The organism is Paenirhodobacter sp. CAU 1674 (genome assembly GCF_029222945.1).
In the GTDB taxonomy this organism is placed as follows: Bacteria; Pseudomonadota; Alphaproteobacteria; order Rhodobacterales; family Rhodobacteraceae; genus Rhodobacter.
In genome coordinates, this window is record NZ_JARHUH010000016.1 from 25,601 (window position 1) to 42,142 (window position 16,542).

14 protein-coding genes are annotated in these 16,542 nt (G+C 63.7%); 8 read left to right on the forward strand and 6 right to left on the reverse strand.

What is annotated here, in order from left to right; genetic code table 11:
- Position 1: 1 nt before the first annotated feature.
- Genes P2G62_RS16805 through P2G62_RS16815 form a run of 3 tightly spaced genes read left to right on the forward strand, consistent with a single transcriptional unit; the run spans position 2 to position 2,732 of the window.
- Positions 2 to 661: a response regulator transcription factor gene (locus tag P2G62_RS16805; RefSeq protein ID WP_275736041.1), complete on the forward strand. Its 660-nt coding sequence runs from the start codon at positions 2 to 4 to the stop codon at positions 659 to 661.
- On the forward strand, positions 658 to 1,995 hold the full coding sequence (locus tag P2G62_RS16810; protein WP_275736042.1) for an ATP-binding protein: 1,338 nt from the start codon (positions 658 to 660) through the stop codon (positions 1,993 to 1,995). The genes P2G62_RS16805 and P2G62_RS16810 overlap by 4 nt, the downstream gene beginning before the upstream one ends.
- A gap of 29 nt (positions 1,996 to 2,024) precedes the next feature.
- Entirely contained in the window at positions 2,025 to 2,732 is a 708-nt protein-coding gene (locus P2G62_RS16815) for a VIT family protein (RefSeq protein WP_275736043.1), read from the forward strand.
- Positions 2,733 to 2,772: 40 nt separating this feature from the next.
- On the opposite strand, the gene P2G62_RS16820 is transcribed toward P2G62_RS16815, so the two are convergent.
- Entirely contained in the window at positions 2,773 to 3,468 is a 696-nt protein-coding gene (locus P2G62_RS16820; protein WP_275736044.1) for a GntR family transcriptional regulator, read from the reverse strand.
- Positions 3,469 to 3,587: 119 nt separating this feature from the next.
- On the opposite strand from P2G62_RS16820, the gene P2G62_RS16825 reads away from it, so the two are divergent.
- Positions 3,588 to 4,937, forward strand: coding sequence for a glutamine synthetase family protein (locus P2G62_RS16825; protein ID WP_275736045.1), 1,350 nt, complete (start codon positions 3,588 to 3,590; stop codon positions 4,935 to 4,937).
- A complete protein-coding gene (locus P2G62_RS16830; protein WP_275736046.1) occupies positions 4,937 to 6,259 on the forward strand; it encodes an FAD-binding oxidoreductase in 1,323 nt (440 codons plus the stop codon). The genes P2G62_RS16825 and P2G62_RS16830 overlap by 1 nt, the downstream gene beginning before the upstream one ends.
- A 257-nt stretch (positions 6,260 to 6,516) precedes the next feature.
- Here the strand turns inward: P2G62_RS16830 and P2G62_RS16835 are convergent, their stop codons facing one another.
- Entirely contained in the window at positions 6,517 to 7,059 is a 543-nt protein-coding gene (locus P2G62_RS16835; RefSeq protein WP_275736047.1) for a hypothetical protein, read from the reverse strand.
- 243 nt (positions 7,060 to 7,302) lie between these two features.
- Here P2G62_RS16835 and P2G62_RS16840 point away from each other — a divergent pair, with 243 nt between their 5' ends.
- Positions 7,303 to 7,755: a hypothetical protein gene (locus tag P2G62_RS16840; protein ID WP_275736048.1), complete on the forward strand. Its 453-nt coding sequence runs from the start codon at positions 7,303 to 7,305 to the stop codon at positions 7,753 to 7,755.
- Positions 7,756 to 7,855: 100 nt separating this feature from the next.
- On the opposite strand, the gene P2G62_RS16845 is transcribed toward P2G62_RS16840, so the two are convergent.
- From P2G62_RS16845 to P2G62_RS16860, 4 genes are all read right to left on the reverse strand, one after another.
- Positions 7,856 to 9,217, reverse strand: a complete 1,362-nt coding sequence (locus P2G62_RS16845) for a polysaccharide biosynthesis/export family protein (protein ID WP_275736049.1) — start codon at positions 9,215 to 9,217, stop codon at positions 7,856 to 7,858.
- A 36-nt stretch (positions 9,218 to 9,253) separates the two neighbouring features.
- A complete protein-coding gene (locus P2G62_RS16850; RefSeq protein ID WP_275736050.1) occupies positions 9,254 to 9,922 on the reverse strand; it encodes a YjbF family lipoprotein in 669 nt (222 codons plus the stop codon).
- A gap of 5 nt (positions 9,923 to 9,927) precedes the next feature.
- Positions 9,928 to 12,027: a YjbH domain-containing protein gene (locus P2G62_RS16855; protein WP_275736051.1), complete on the reverse strand. Its 2,100-nt coding sequence runs from the start codon at positions 12,025 to 12,027 to the stop codon at positions 9,928 to 9,930.
- Positions 12,028 to 12,161: 134 nt separating this feature from the next.
- Complete coding sequence (locus tag P2G62_RS16860; protein ID WP_275736052.1) at positions 12,162 to 12,860, reverse strand: sugar transferase; 699 nt, start codon at positions 12,858 to 12,860, stop codon at positions 12,162 to 12,164.
- A gap of 429 nt (positions 12,861 to 13,289) precedes the next feature.
- Here P2G62_RS16860 and P2G62_RS16865 point away from each other — a divergent pair, with 429 nt between their 5' ends.
- Both P2G62_RS16865 and P2G62_RS16870 read left to right on the forward strand, forming a co-directional pair.
- Entirely contained in the window at positions 13,290 to 14,063 is a 774-nt protein-coding gene (locus P2G62_RS16865) for a metallophosphoesterase (protein WP_275736053.1), read from the forward strand.
- Positions 14,064 to 14,193: 130 nt separating this feature from the next.
- Positions 14,194 to 16,299 (forward strand): polysaccharide biosynthesis tyrosine autokinase, encoded by a 2,106-nt coding sequence (locus P2G62_RS16870; protein ID WP_275736054.1) that lies wholly within the window; start codon positions 14,194 to 14,196, stop codon positions 16,297 to 16,299.
- Positions 16,300 to 16,542 lie beyond the last annotated feature (243 nt).

The window sequence follows — 16,542 nt, forward strand, 5'->3', positions numbered from 1 at the left end:
AATGCGCATTCTGCTGATCGAAGACGATGACGTGCTGGGCGCGGCCGTGCGCGACCAGATCGCGGCGGACGGGCATTCGATCGATTGGGTCATGCGGCTGGATGCGGCGGGCGATGCGATGGCGGTGGCGGTCTATGACCTGGTGCTGCTGGACCTGATGCTGCCCGACGGGCGCGGCATCGGTTTTCTGCGCGGCCTGCGCGCGCGTGGCGATGTGACGCCGGTGATCATCCTGACCGCGCTCGATCAGGTGTCCGACCGGATCGAGGGGCTGAACGCCGGGGCCGACGACTATCTGGTGAAACCTTTCGATCTGGCCGAACTGTCGGCGCGGATCGGGTCTGTCGCGCGGCGCTATGCGGGCAATCCGAACCCGGTCATCACGCTGGGCGCGCTGGACATCGACCTCGCGGCACGCTCGGTCTTTCGCGAGGGGCGGGCGGTGGCGCTGACGGCGCGCGAATGGGTGCTGCTGGAGGCGTTTCTGAGCCGCCCCGGGCAGCTTTTGTCAAAACGCCAGCTGGAAGAACGGCTTTATTCCTTTGAAGCAGAGGTCGAAAGCAACACGGTCGAGGTGCATGTCAGCCGCCTGCGCAAGAAGCTGGGCGCTGGCGTGATCGAGACAGAGCGCGGCCTTGGCTATCGGTTGGGCCGGGGATGAGACAGGCGCGCTCGCTCCAGATCCGGCTTGGCCTTGCGGTCGGTGCGGTGGTGACGCTGCTGTGGGCGGCCACGGCGCTGGTCACCGCGCAGCTGGTGCGCGCCGAAATGTCCGAAGTGTTCGATTCTGCGCTGGAGGAAACCGCGCAGCGCATCCTGCCGCTGGCGGTGAGCGAGATTCTGGGCCGCGAGGGCGTGACCGGGCCGCAGACGGTGCCGGTGATCCGCCCGCATGACGAATATTTCACCTATGTCGTGCGCGATGCCGCAGGTGCGGTGCTGCTGCAATCTCATACCGCCCGGCCGCAGGACTTTCCGCCCTATGCGGGCCCGGGGTTTTCCGACACGCCGCAGGTGCGGATTTTCAGCGACGAGGCGTTGCGCGGCAGCATCACGATTGCGGTGGCCGAGCCGCTGGCGCATCGCGACGAGGTGGCCCATGAGGTGCAGATGGGGCTGCTGGCGCCGCTGGCGCTGATGATCCCGCTGTCGCTGGCGGCGATTGCACTGGTGCTGCGGCTGGGGTTTGCGCCGCTGCGCCGGTTCCGGCTGCGTCTGGCGCAGCGTGGCGCGGCGGATCTGTCGGCGGTGGAAACCCGCGACCTGCCCGCCGAGGTGCTGCCGCTGGCGCAGACGTTGAACAGTCTGCTGGAACGGCTTGATGCCGCGTTTCAGGCCGAGCGCAGCTTTGCCGCCAATGCCGCCCATGAACTGCGCACGCCGCTGGCCGGTGCCATCGCGCAGGCGCAGCGGCTGCGCGCCGAAACCGCCGATCCGGCCAGCGCCGCCCGCGCGACCGAGATCGAGGCGGTACTGAAACGTCTGACCCGCCTGTCAGAAGGCTTGATGCAACTTGCCCGCGCCGAGGGGGGCAAGCTGCGCACCGATACCGCGCGCGACCTGCGCCCGGTGCTGCGGCTGATGGCCGACGACACGGCGCGTCTGGCCGGGGCTGCGCAGCTGCGACTGGATCTGCCGCCCGCGCCGGTGATGTCCGACCTCGACCCCGATATTTTCGGCATCCTGTGCCGCAACCTGATCGAGAACGCCCTGCGTCACGGCGCGCCCGGCACGGACATCGTCGTGCGGCTGACGCCTGCGGGGCAGTTGAGCGTGGAAAACGACTGCGATCCGGTGCCGGCCGAGGTGCTGGACCGGCTTGGCACGCGCTTCGTGCGGGCGCCCGGCGCAGGCAAAGGTAGCGGGCTGGGGCTGGCCATCGTGCATGCAATCGTTGCGCGGGGCGGCGGACGGCTGGCGCTGGCCTCGCCGCGCGCGGGGCAGGCGCGGGGCTTTGCCGCAACCGTCGATCTGCCGCTGACGACCCAAATCTGACCTTTCCCTTTCGACACCCCGAGGAAATCATGTCCCTTCCCTATGAATCCGCCCATGAAGAACTGCATTACATCAACCGTTCAGGCTGGCTGCGCGCCGCGGTGCTGGGCGCCAACGATGGTATCGTTTCGGTCGCCTCGCTGATCGTCGGGGTGGCGGCGGCGGACCCGTCGCATACCGCCGTGCTGATCGCGGGGGGCGCGGGGTTGGCGGCGGGCGCAATGTCGATGGCGGCAGGCGAATATGTTTCGGTCAGCTCGCAATCGGACACCGAGCGCGCCGACATCGCCCGGGAAAAGGCCGCGCTGCGCGACACGCCCGAAGAGGAAGAACGCGAACTGGCGTCGATCTTTCAAAGCCGCGGGTTGAGCCCGGCCACCGCCGCACTGGTCGCGCGGGAGTTGACCGAAAAAGACGCGCTTGGGGCCCATGTGCGCGAAGAACTTGGCCTGTCCGAGGTGCATGCCGCCAATCCGTTGCAGGCGGCGCTGGCCTCGGGGCTGACCTTTTCGGTCGCCGCGGCCTTGCCGCTGGCGGCGGCGGTGCTGGCGCCCGAGGGGCAGATCATCCCGGTCGTCACCGGCGCAACGCTGGTCTGTCTGGCGGGGCTGGGCGCGTTGGGTGCGCAGGCCGGGGGCGCGCCGAAACTGCCCGCGACGCTGCGGGTGCTGTTCTGGGGCGCGGCCGCCATGGCGATCACCGCAGGCGTCGGGCGGATCTTTGGCGTCAGCGTCTAGGCCGTCCCCGCGGCAGGCAGCGGCGCGCTCGAAACCGGACTCAGAAGGGACCGGCGTCGCCCGCCTTGCGCAGCAGGAGCCGGCCTGCGGTGACCGAACCGTCGCGGATGTCGCTTTCGATGGCGGCGCATAGCGCGATGACATCGCGGGCGCCCATCGCGGCCAGCATTTCCTTGTGGCGATCGACGACATCGACCATCTTCACCGTCTCGATCACCTGCCGCTGGAACGGGCCGAGTTGCAGCCACAGGCTTTCGATCAGCGGCATCACCGCCTGATAGGGGTTCAGGCGATACAGGATCTTGTGAAATTCCTGGTTCATCCGGGTCAGCGCGTCCAGATCGCGGGCCGCGATTGCGCCATCCATGCGATCATCCAGTGCGCGCAGATGTTCAATAACAATTTCAGACAGATACGGGAATGCGCGCTCGGCCGCGTGCAGTTCCAGCGCGATCCGTAGCTGCACCAGTTCTTCAAAGCGGCCAAGGGTCATGTCGGGGATTTTCAGCCGCCGGTTGCCCAAAACCTCGATCGCGTTTTCCGAGCTCAACCGACGCACCGCTTCGCGGATCGGGGTCGGGCTGAGGTCAAGCTGCTGTGCCAGCCCGCGGATCGTCAGCGCGGTGCCGGGCCGCAGCGCGCCCAGCATGATCGCGTTACGCAGCCGGTAATAGGCATGTTCTTGCGTCGTCATCCCGTCGTCGCGGGGAAGCTCGGGGATGTCGGTGGTGGTCATCAATGCGTGGCCCGGCCTTTGGGAATGGTCCCCCCGAAGATGACGTGCCTTGAGAGTTGACACAATGTGTAAAAATATCACATCCTCGAAAATGATATCACATTTTGCAGGGGAATCGAATGACGACGGCGGAAGCGATGGCGTGGCTCGAAGAGCGTCCGGAAATCGAGACGATCTTTGCGTGCATCTGCGACCTGAACGGGGTGATGCGCGGCAAGCGCGTGCCCGTGGATCAGCTGGACAAGATCCTGGACGGAAGTCTGCGGATGCCGCTGTCGCTGTTGGGCATGGACATCTGGGGCGAGGACATCGAGGGCAACGAACTGGTGTTCGATACCGGCGATGCGGACGGTCTGTGCGATTTCACCGGCCGCGCGCTGAGCCCGGTGGATTGGATCAGCCGCCCCGCCGCCTTTGCCCAGCTGTGGATGCGGCAGGAAGACGGCAGCGATTTCCCGGGCGATCCGCGCCGCGCGCTGGCCGCGATTGTCGAACGCTTCAAGGCCCGTGGGCTGACCCCGGTCGTCGCGACCGAACTGGAATTCTATGTTGTGGACCCGTCGCAATCGGCACCGCAGCCGCCCTGTTCGCCAGTCACCGGCAAGCGGCTGGATTCCGATGGCGCGCTGTCGCTGGACGAATTGCAGCACTTCGACGCCTTCCTGAACGAGGTCTATGACGGTTGCCGCGCGCAGGGCATTCCGGCCGATGCGGCGATTTCCGAAAACGGCGCCGGGCAGTTTGAAATCAACATGATGCACGTGGCCGATCCGCTGAAGGCGGCGGATGACGCGGTTCTGTTCAAGCGGCTGGTGCGGGGCATCGCGCGCAAGCACGGCTTTGCCGCCACCTTCATGGCCAAGCCTTACGGCGACCGCGCCGGATCGGGGATGCATGTGCATTTCTCGTTGGCGGACGCGGCAGGCAACAATGTCTTTGACAACGGCGGCCCCGAAGGCACCGATATGCTGCGGCACGCCGTGGCCGGGCTGTTGCGCACCATGCAGGAAAACACGCTGGTCTTCGCGCCGCATGAAAACTCGTTCCGGCGCCTGCTGCCGGGCGCTCATGCGCCGTCCAGCGTGGCCTGGGGCTATGAAAACCGCACCGCCGCGATCCGCATTCCGGGTGGCAGCCACAAGGCGCGCCGGATCGAGCACCGGGTCGCGGGGGCCGATGCCAACCCCTATCTGGTGCTGTGCTCGATCCTGGGGGGCGCGCTGATGGGGATCGAAAACCAGTGGGAACCGGCCAAGCCGATCACCGGCGATGCCTATACCCAGGACCACGCGCACCTGCCCTATGACTGGGCCTCGGCGATCGACGCCTTCAACCGCGGCAAGCATGTCGAGCAGATCTATTCCAAACGTCTGAAGCGGATGTTCGTGCAGTGCAAACAGCAGGAACTGAGCCGCTTCACCCGCCATGTCACCGATTTCGAATATCACTCCTACCTGGAGGCCGTCTGATGAACGCCATGACCAATCTGCAACCGCACCCCTATGCCGGGACCGGCGCGCATACGACCAGCTATTACGCCGCCTCGGCCAATCCGGCGCCGGAACGCCCGGCGCTGAGCGGCAGCCATGAAATCGACGTTTGCGTCGTGGGGGCGGGGTATTCGGGCCTGTCGACGGCGCTGCATCTGGCCGAAAAGGGGTACAAGGTGGCCATCGTCGAAGGCGCGCGCGTCGGCTGGGGCGCCTCGGGGCGCAATGGCGGGCAGATCGTCAACGGGCTCAATGCCAGCTTGCAGACCATCGAGAAGCGCTATGGCAAGGATACCGCGACCTTCGTCGCCGGTCTGGTGCAAGAAGGCGGCCAGATCATCCGCGAGCGGGTGAAGACCTACAACATCCAGTGCGATCTGAAGGACGGCAACGTCTTTGCCGCGCTGACCCACAAGCACATGCAGGAGCTGGAGGAGCGCCGCGCGCTCTGGGCCGGTTACGGGCTGCACAATCAGGACATGCTGAGCCGCGACGAGATGCGCGCGCATGTCAACTCTGACCTCTATGTGGGCGGCATGATCGACCATTCGGGCGGGCATATGCACCCGCTGAACCTGGCGCTTGGCGAGGCGGCGGCGTTCGAGAGCCTTGGCGGCGTGATCTATGAAATGTCGCCGGTGACCTCGGTCGATACCGAAGCCGCGCGCCCGGTGGTCAGAACCGCGCAGGGGCAGATCACCTGCAAGACGCTGGTGCTGTGCGGCAACGCCTATCTGGGCCATGTCGTGCCCACCCTGACCTGGCGGGTGATGCCGGTCTCGACCCAGGTGATGGCGACCAAACCGTTGGGCGAGGCGATGGCGCGTGATCTGATGCCGACCGATGTCTGCGTCGAGGATGTGCGCTATATCCTTGATTACTATCGCATGTCGGCCGACAACCGGCTGCTGTTCGGCGGCGGCACGGTCTATGGCGGCGCCGACCCCAAAGACATCAAGGCCAAGCTGCGCACCAATCTTGACAAGGTGTTCCCGCAGCTCAAGGGCATTGAGATAGACTATGCCTGGAGCGGCAATTTCGCGCTGTCGTTCTCGCGCGTGCCGCAGATGGGGCGGATCGGGGCGAATACCTATTTCGCGCATGGCTACAGCGGCCATGGCGTCACCGGCTCGCACACCTTCGGGCGCATTCTGGCCGAGGCGATCAATGGCGATCTGACCCGGTTCGACGTGTTCGCCAAGCTGCCGTGGTATCCGTTCCCGGGTGGGCGCATGTTCCGCGTGCCCTATTCGGTCATCGGGTCGTGGTGGTATGCTGCCCGCGACAAACTGGGCGTCTGACGGCGAATTCCTGCGCTTTGGGATTGCATGCGGTGCGCGCGGACTGGCGCGGCCGCCTCTGCTTGCGGCGTGGGATTTTGGGTCCCAGGCCCATTGATTTCGGGCCTCTGGCGTGAGGCGATGTGCCGATGGGCACAACCTTCATTGGCCGACTGTCGCCCGGATGGAGCGTCTCAAACCGTTGTTTCCAAAGAGACATGGCACGCCGCGCGCCGCGACCGTCGTGTTCTGGGTGTGAAAGTGACTGACTTTCGCGTCTAGTGCGTGGCCGCTTGCGCATTTTGCGAGGGGGTGTCGCATTCGGATACGCCCAGCCGGATCAGTTCCGCGCCACTTATGCGGATCAGGTTCGTGCTGTAACGACCGGCGCGCAGATACCACTCTTGCAGGGCCGCAGGATAGTGCTGGGCGATAATCTGCGACCAGTATTCGAATTTGGCAGGCGACAGGTCGGCGCCATAGAAGCTCGGCTTGTGAAAACCGAACTGGGTCTTGCGGCTTATACAGGTGCCGGCCATGCCCAGATACATCGTGCAAGAGGAATAGCAGGCCGTGCCGACGATGGCCACGCGCCGCCCTTGCGCACGCATTGCGGCAATCTTGTTGGCACGGGCGCCGACATCCCCGCCCATGTCATTGCCGATGATGACGGTACGGGGGGCATAGCCGATCGCTTGCGCGGCCGCGGGCGCGGCTGGCAAGACAAGCATCAGCAGGGCCGCCGGAATGACCGCAGAGAAAAGCACAAAGGCATGCAGACACGCAGGCGCCGCCCGCGCAAATAACGCGTTGATGTTCATTGGATACCACCCCGGTAATCTATGCGACGATCTTCACCACGCGGCAGCAAGCCGCCCGCACCGTCGAGAGCAGTGAAGCGCGGAACCTTTAAAGAAGCTTTACCCGGCCCCGCTGCAGCCTTGGGATGTCATTAAAATTCATAGACAATCTGGCCAATAGAACGATTCGGGGCGCGTTTATGGGCGTCCTGTCGGGATGGGCGGACGGGGAGGTTTCAGGCAACCAGATGTCGATGAAACGGCATGTCGGTTGTGCAACATGCCAAGATTCAGGCAAACCCACGCAAAATTCACAAATTGCATGTATTTCTGAGCCTGGCAGCGGGAGAGGGAAGTATTCAAGGCTGTGCAGGTGCAGCGCAATATGGTATCAGGACAAAGCATTTCTTATTTTCAAGCGAGCTTACCATGAACAAACTCTTCCAAGTCTTCGCCGTGGGTGCCGCCCTTTTCTCTGTTCCGGCTTTTGCGCAAAATGTTCCGGTTCAGCCGGGCATCTGTCCGGCGGGTATGGTCTTTAATCCCGCGGGCCAGTGCGTGCCGACTACCCAATTGCCCCAAGGGGCGTTCCAGATCGGTCAGGCGACGAACTTTGCGGTGTTCGCGCCTATTGCGGTGCTGGGGGCTGCGGCGGTGGCTATCGGTGGGAACAGTGCGACCTCGTCGACCACTTCGACGACCTCGACCACCAACTGAGCAGATCGCTTGGCCTGTAGGCCAAGCCGCAACTGATCAAAAAGGGCGCCCTTGGGGCGCCCTTTCGTTTTTCGGTTCCCCATGCCGGTGCGGGGCGCGCTTAGTCCGTTACCGCGCCCACCGTGGTCGAGATCAGCGACGGCGTGATGGAGTTCACGACGTTGCTCCAATGGGTAACGGGATGGGCGGCAACGAAAATCACGTCATTGGGGTGCAATTCGAAGCGGGTCGCCAGAATCAATGCCGCTGCATTGCGGACGTCCAGATGCCACGCGGTGATGGAGGCAAACTCCAGCGGATTGTCCGAACCGCGCAGCACATAGATTTCCTTCGGGCTGCCGGTTTTTGTCGGAATGCCCCCCGCCGCATCATACAGCGCATCGGCCAGATTGGCCTTCTGGTCGTAGGGCAGCGCAAAGCGTTGCTGCTTGCCTACCTCGCCGGTGATATAGACGTAATCGCGCGCCTCGGCGCCCAGCTTCAGCCGCGCGTCGAAGTTGCTGCGGGCCTCATCCAACTGGGCCCGGCGCAACTGAACCTCGGTGCTCAGCGCGGTCAGTTCCGCCTGGCGGGCGGCTTGCTTGAAGGTCGCAAGCTTGATCTGTTCTTCGAAATAGGCGGCGGCCTTGTCCAGTTCGTATTCGCTATCGACGAAGATGCTGTCGCCCGCCGCCAGCTGAATGCGCTGCGCCCCCCGGCGGTTATACAGGTCCTTGAGCGGAATCTGATACAGCGTGCCGTCCCGATACAGGCGCACCGTCGCATAGTCGATGTCGGCCGCCGTCGCCCCACCCGCAGCGGCAAGGGCCTCGTCCAGATACAGCGGCGAAAGCGTGATCGGCACCACGGCCGGGGCCCCGACCGCGCCGCCGATGGTCACTTTCTTGGAGTGGAATTCGGCGATTTCGAGCGAGAAAGTGGGGTCGATCTGCTGGTCGAGGAAGCGCTGGAACAGCGTCGCCTCGGCATCTTCGACGGTCTGGCCCGCGATCTGCACGCGTCCGACATTGGGCACCGAAATCGTGCCGTCGTCCTGCACCGTGTACCCCTGACGCGAACTTTGCGCGGCCAGGATGCCGGTCAGCTGTTCGACGGTCGATCCCGATTTCGGCGTGGCCAGCAGCACCACGTCGCCGACACCGATCCGATAGTTTCCGGGGGCGACGGCGGGCGGCAACCGGGTTTCCATGCCTGCCGGCCGGCTGACGCGGTCAAAGGCGGTGGGCGGCGGCGCAATCACGCCCCCGCCAGAACTGCGCACGCCTGCCGTTTGCGAAAAATAGGCAGGCAGGGCCTTGGGCTGATAGGGCCCCTTGTTCGCCACCATCACCGTTTCGGCGGTGATCGGCAGAACGCGCACCTTGCCTTCTTCCGTGATGCCGGGCGAAACCGAAGAGCTGTTGTAAACAACGCCACACCCCGTCAGCGAGGTCGTCATCAGGGCAATCAGCAAATATTTCACAGCGCTCTCCAGTTTACGTCTTCGGCCGGGGCAAGGTCATTGCTCTGCCGGAATAATGATCTTGCGAACCGACACCCGCTCGATGAGTGGGCCTGCCCACTGGCTTGACTGAACGATCTCGCCGGTGGCGGGGACGACCCAGTAATAGTTGGCGAATGAGGTATCAGAACCGCGGCAATCTTCAACCATCGTCTGTGTGGACACGAGGGTGGTGCCGATCACCACGCTGTCGATCCCCGCGCGGGAAATACGGCATTTGAAGGCGCGGGTCACGGCGTGGTCGTCACCGTCGATCTGCGTCATCAGATGGGTGGCGATGCCATCACCCATGCCTTGCACCAGCGGCAACACATCCGAAACGTCAGAGGCCATGAGATCCGCGCCAAAGCCGCGCGTGCCGACCACGATGCCATCTTCGAACATCAGCTGCGAGCCATCGGCGGTGATCCAGGTGCCCACACCGCTGCGATCCGACAGGGCCTGACGCAGGAACACCGCGATGACCTCGGGGCGGTTTTCCTGCACGGCGATGACGGCGGGCGCCCCGGCCTTGTGGGCCGCCAGAAAGCCTGCCGCAGGTTCCGGTGCGGATTTGCGCATCAGCGGCAGGGCCGAGAGCTGTTTCTGGGTTTGCGGATCGGAGGAGCATCCAAGCAGCGGTGCGGCGCAAAGCGCACAGATCAAAAGGCGCGAGAGGGCATGCATCGGTGTCATCTCCAGAACTTGCCCCAGCGATCTTCAAGCTCGTTGGCGTTGCCGGAACGCACCTCGCCATAAAGCCGGTTGGCGATCGACAGGCGCGCGCCGCCGTCGCGCTGAACCGGACGGATCGTTTGCGACACAAAGCTTTTCGCGGGGGTTCCGGCCAGCCAGTCGACCGGAATGACGATGCGGATGCCCTTGTCGAAAGAGCCTTCGCCGAAGTCGTCGAAGGATACATCGGTCAGGGTGAAGAAGGCGCCGACACGGAAGCCGTTATCGAACTCACGGTCGAGCGAGAAGGTCGCGCCCCAGTCGCCTGCAAGATAGCGCCCCACGTCCAGCTGGCCAAGATAACCCTTGCCGAAATCGTAATACCCCGAGACATGCCCGGTTCCGATCCGGTAATCGGTCAGGCCGAAGCCCCCTTCGTAATCGCGCTGTCCGACATAGTTCATCTCGGCTCCCAGGGCCAGTCGACTGTCGACCGGATACCACAGCACCTCGCCCGAGACCCCCGCATACATCTGCTCGAAATAGCCCGCCGAAAGCCGCCCATACAGGTTCTGCCCGGGGCGGAACAGATAGTCGGCAGTCAGCCGCATCACTTTCGGGCCGCTGGTCTTGTCATACAGCGCCTGGTCCGAGCGCACATGCGGCAGCACCGAGTTCGACATCCGGTCCGAACTGTCCAGATTGCCCACCAGTTTCTGACGCACCGCGCCCGAGACCGACAGGCCGGGGGCGAAGGTGTATTTGCCCGACAGTTCCGCGCCCAGATCCATCCGCGCGGGGCCGTCGGGATCAAACAGCGACAGCGCATAATAGGGCAAAAGCGACCAGGCGTGGCGGGGGTAGGTGCCGGGGGCGGGCGGCAGCCGGTCGGGGGCATCCGCAAAATCGGTCCGCACGAAACTCTGCCAGCTGCCATCCCAGGCATGCTCCAGCTCGCTCAGGTCTGCGCGGCGCAGGGTCGCGCGCGATACCGGCATACCATCCGTCGCCAAGGTGATCTCGAAGGTTTCGAGTTCGGGCGGCAGGGTGTTGGCCATCGCGCGCGCTGTGCGACCCATCGCCTCGGCCGCAGCCGGATAGCGCGGGTTGTCGATCACGATGCGGGCGCGGCTGCCTTCCTGGGCATAGCTTTCCAGCACCAGCCCCTGACGGTCGAGCGCGCCGGTCAGGCGCGCGCGGTTGGCGTCGGGCTCGGCCACCGACCAGCCCAACGCAAGCAGATCGCCGCGCGGCAGGATCGGCTCGACCGGACGTTCGGTGCCGCCGGGGTAGGGCGGGCGACGCGGATCAAGCACATAGCTCAGCTTGGCGCCGAACTGCGCCCCGCCGATGGCGAACGCGCTCAGCGTCATGTTCTTCGTCGCGCGGTAGTCGATGCCCAGATTGATCGGCGTGCGGTGATCATAGCCCATCCGCGCGACTTCCTGCGTATAGGCGTCCGACGAATATTCCGCGACCAGCCGCGTGCGGTCGTTCAACTGATATTCCACACCACCGAAGAACGCGGCGTCCCCGCGGAAGAAGCGATCAAACGAGACCCGCCCCGTTTCCGAGATGCTGCTGAAACCGGGGCGGGTCTTGAAACGGTCGTCGATGACGCCCAGCGGATTGGTGAAGCCGCCATAAGAGCCCAGCCTGCCCCAGCCGATCCCCCCGGTGAAGGTGAACCGCTCGCCGATGTGCTTGCTGGCCACCAGGTATTCCGAGCTGAAAATCCCGGTGCCGCCGAAATCCCGCAGGCCGATGGCGAGGGCGGGAAACCGGGGGCTTTCTGCACGCAGTTGATAGTGGAGGTCGAAACTGCGGTCGAACAGACCGTCGCCGTGTGCGATCGAAAAATAGTCCTTCAGAATCGAATAGCGGAACACCCCGGACAGGCGCGGGGTGATCTGGAAATGCAGCGTATTGCGGTATTCCTTGGGCAGCGCGGCGGTGGTGAAGGTGAAGGTGCCGTCTGGGGTCGTGGTGGCGCTCGGCATGTCGATCAGGCCCGGCGTGCCGAAGCTGGAAATGCCGTCGGCAAACGTGGCGGTCCCGCAAAGGCACAGGGCAAGGCTGCCGGAACGCAGGATGTTCTGAGAGTGATTGGGGGCCATCAGTTCCACGAAATTACAAGAAGTAAGCTGCGCTCAGTCATCGGCTCTTTACTGGAAACACAACCCGCGCTGGCACTATTTAGTCATTGCCGAGGCTTCACCCCGAGCGGTGATGCATCTGCGCAACGCCCGTTTCAGTGCCCGGTCCTGGACAGGACGACGCGTGCGGTGCGCAGGATCAGGCTCAGGTCGGACAGGAAGTTGAGCTTGCTGTAATAGGTCTCGTCGAAGGACACGCGGGCTTCGAAGGTGGTGGCGCCGCGGCCGAACACCTGCCAGGGGCCGGTGATGCCGGGGCGCATGTGGTAATAGGCCTTGCCGCCGGCCGCGTCGTAGATTGCCTTTTGCGAGGGCAGGAAGGGGCGCGGGCCGACCAGGCTCATGTCGCCACGCAGCACGTTGAAGATCTGCGGCAGCTCGTCCAGGCTGGTGGCGCGCAGGACCTTCCCGATCTTCGAGATCCGCGGGTCGTGGCGCAGCTTCTGGTAGGTGTGCCATTCGGCGGCGATTTCGGGGTCTTTTTCGCACATCTCTTCCAGCACGCGTTCGGCGTTGACCACCATGGTGCGGAATTTGAAGCAGGTGAAGCTGCGCCCGTTCAGGCCGATGCGGGGCTGGGCGAAGACGGCCGACCCGCCGTCGCGCTGGATCACGACCCAGATCACGGCCAGAATGGGCAGCAAGACCGGCATCAGCAGCAGGGCCAGGATAATGTCCAAAACGCGCTTGCCAAAGACGGCATAGACCCGGCCGAATTCTGCGCTTCTGGAGGCCCGCACAGCCTCTGATTGCACAGCCTGCGTCCGCGAAACCTCGATATCCTGAAAAGCCATTGTGCCTCCTGCTGAAATTGAACCCTGAAAAATCTTCATCTCAACCGCGCGACCTGAAGGCGGAAGGCCGTGCAATTGGGCAGGCGCTTCCTCGCCGTCGCACTGTGATCAAGACGCCAACACTTACATCGAAAACCTACAGCTCGATATTAACGGTTCGATAACATTTTTCCGCGAAGCAGCATGAATGCGCAAGGCTTACATGGCGCAAAATCGACGGAAACGCCGGTTTATTGGGCGGTATCCCTCCGGTCCGGGAAGGAAATGGGCGGAACATTGCCACCTTTGACCCGGTCTTTTCTGCAGAAGCACACAATTCCCGATTGTGACGGTTGCAGGGTTGGCGAATCTCCCCTGTCAAACTAACTGCGAATCTGGTTGCGAATCTTGCGGGGGTGTGATTCCCGCAACCGCCATGGACGAGAGCGCATGATGTTCAGAATTCTGCCACGCAAAAGCAACGGACCGTCGCGCCGTGCCGCGGAACCGACGCGCCGCTTCGATGTGCCGTTGGCGCCGGCCCGGGATCTGGCTGTGATCGGCGATGTTCATGGCTGTGACGGGTTGTTGCAGACCTTGCTTGCGCGGCTGGAGGTGCAGGCGCCGGGCGCGCAGTTGGTATTCGTGGGCGATCTGATCGACCGGGGCGAGGCCAGCAGTCGCGTGCTTGATACCGTTCATGCGCAGCGCGATCAGTGCATCACACTGCGCGGCAATCATGAAGAGCTTATGCTGGATTTTCTGGATGCGCCCGAACGCGCCGGTGCGCGCTGGCTGCGCAATGGCGGATTGCAGACACTGGCGAGCTTTGACATCGGCGGTGTGACGGAGCATGCGAACGAGGCGTCGATGCGGCGCGCCCGCGACCAGTTGCGTGACCGGCTCGGGCCGGAAAAGGAGGCCTGGCTGCGGTCATGCCCGCGTGCCTGGGGTTCCGGGAACGTGACCGTCACGCATGCGGGGGCTGATCCCTGGGTGCCGATTACCGCACAGAAAGGCCGTTGCCTGACCTGGGGGCATCCTGACTTCGGTCTGCGTGCGCGGACCGATGGGGTCTGGATCGTGCATGGTCATACAATCGTGCCAGAGCCGGTTTGCGATCAGGGGGTCATTTCGGTCGACACCGGGGCGTTTGCGACCGGGCGGCTGACGGCCGCCTTGATTTCGTCACAGGGCGTATGCTTTGTGACGGTAAGCGGATAAGTGCTGTGCAGAAACAGGGCACCTCGACGGCGATCATCTTGGCTTCGCGCTGCCTTTCTGCCAGCCTGATACAGGGCAATAGCGAAGCGCTCGCTTTCCCCCCAAAAAAATTAGAGTATCGAGAGGTTCCATGAAGCATATTTCACCCACGCACCCGGCCCAACGAGAGCGCGGCGACGATGATGTGATTGATCTGGGACAGATCTTGCATTCTTTGCGCGCTGGCTGGCGGGTGATCGCGGCCTCTTTTTCGGCGCTCGTGGGGCTCGGTCTGGTGTATCTGCTGCTGATTGCAACGCCGGTTTATACGGCGAAATCGGTGGTGATGCTGGAAACCCGTCAGGCACAGGTCGTGGATTTCGAGGGGGCGTTGAGCGGTCTGACCGGCGAATCGGGCGAGTTGAATACGGAAATCGAAGTGATCCGCTCGCGCGAATTGCTGAGCAAGGTGGTCGATGAACTGGACCTGACCGCCGATCCGGAGTTCAACGCCCGCCTGCGATCCCCGTCGTTTCTGGCGCGGGTGCGGGGCATTTTCAGCTCGGCCACCCCCGAGCCCTCGGCCGAGCAGGTAAAGTCTTCGGTCGTGAATGAGCTGCTGGAGGCCCTGTCGGCGCGCAACATTCCGTCCAGCTATGTCTTTGAAATTGCGGTCAGTTCCGTCGATCCGCAAAAGGCTGCGACGATCGCGGATGCGGTGGCGCGGCGCTATATCCTGAACCAGATCGAGGCCAAGTTCCAGGCCACCGAACAGGCCACCAGCTGGCTGGCGAACCGGGTGGGTGAACTGAAGGCCGAGCTGGAGGCCGCCGAGGAAAAGGTGAAGCAGTTCAACGCGCAAACCTCTCTGGTGTCGGTCGAGATGCTGGCCACGCTGGAGGTGCAGCTGAAGGATCTGCGCGAGCGTGCGACCCAGATGGCCGCCAGCGAGAAGGCCGCGCAGGCCCGGCTGGAGGCGCTGGAGGCCGCGCAAAGCCAAAGCGAGAAGATCGCGGCGGCGCAGGATGAAGGGCTGAACCGTCTGGCCGGGGCAGACGCCGCGGCGGGCGGCGAGACCTTCGATCAGCGCTACGAGCGTATCGTCGCGCGCGCAAAACTGGAACTGGCGCGGGCCAGCGATCAGAAACAGGCGCTGGAGCGCTCGCTCCAGGCGCTGGAAACGCAGATCGCAAGCCAGGGCAACGACATGATCCAGCTGCAGCAGCTGACGCGCGAGGCCGAGGCGAGCCGGATGCTCTATGAATATTTCCTGTCGCGGATGAAAGAGACCTCGGCGCAGCAGGGGATTCAGCAGGCCGACAGCCGGGTGATCTCGAATGCGGTCGTGCCCGTCACGCCGACCGCTCCGCGCAAATCGCTGGTGATGGCGATGTGCGGTATTCTGGGGCTGATAATCGGTGTGGCGCTGGTGCTGGTGCGCGAGGCGATGCATAGCGCCTATCGCTCGGCCCGCGAGCTTGAAGAGGACACCGGCGTGACCGTCATGGGGCAGATCCCGGTGATCCCCGGCAAGGACCGCGTGGACATCCTTGATTATCTGGTCAGCAAGCCGTCCTCTGCCGCGATGGAGGCGATCCGGAACCTTCGGACCTCGGTGTTGTTGTCAAACGTGGACAACCCGCCGCAAGTCATCATGTCGACGTCGAGCATTCCGGGCGAGGGCAAGACCACGAATTCGCTGGCGCTGGCGACCAACCTTGTCGGGACCGGGAAATCCGTTCTGCTGCTGGAAGGCGACATCCGGCGCAATACGCTTCTGGAGTATTTCCCCGAACTGAAGGGGCGCAAGGGGCTGGTCTCGGTCCTGTCCGGCGAGGCCGGATTCGACGATGTGGTGGCGCTCGATCCGAAAACCGGGGTGTCGATCCTGATGGGGCAACGTTCGACCACGAACGCGGCGGATCTGTTCATGTCCGACACCTACATGAATTTCATCGACGAGATGCGCCGGCGTTTCGATTACATCATCATCGACACGCCGCCGGTTTTGGTGGTGCCCGATGCGCGGATCATCGCGAAATCGGCCGATGCGATCCTGTTCACCGTGCGCTGGGACTCCACCGCGCGCGGGCAGGTCGAAGCGGCGCTGCAAATGTTCGAAACGGTGAACCAGCGCGTCACCGGGATTGTGTTGAGCCAGATCGATTCCGAGGAAATGAAACGCTACGGCTATGGGGGCAAATATGGCCGCTATGGGTCCTACGGGGCCTATGGTGGCAACTACTATACCGAGTGATCCTCTGCGGGCCCCGGGGACGGGTGCCCGCAGAATTGACCTTATGGAATGAACGGCCTCCCGTCAGCCTGTCGCGATCTTCGCAGGGCTGGCGGAGAGGGGGCGCCCCGTCAGATCAATTCCACGGCGACGACGTTGTTTTTCTGCGCGAGGAGTGCTGCGTTGGAGAGGCCGACATATCCGAGCCCTGCAACTGCTATTTTCATCCTTTGGCTCCCTGCCCGCGGGCATAGACATCTTCGT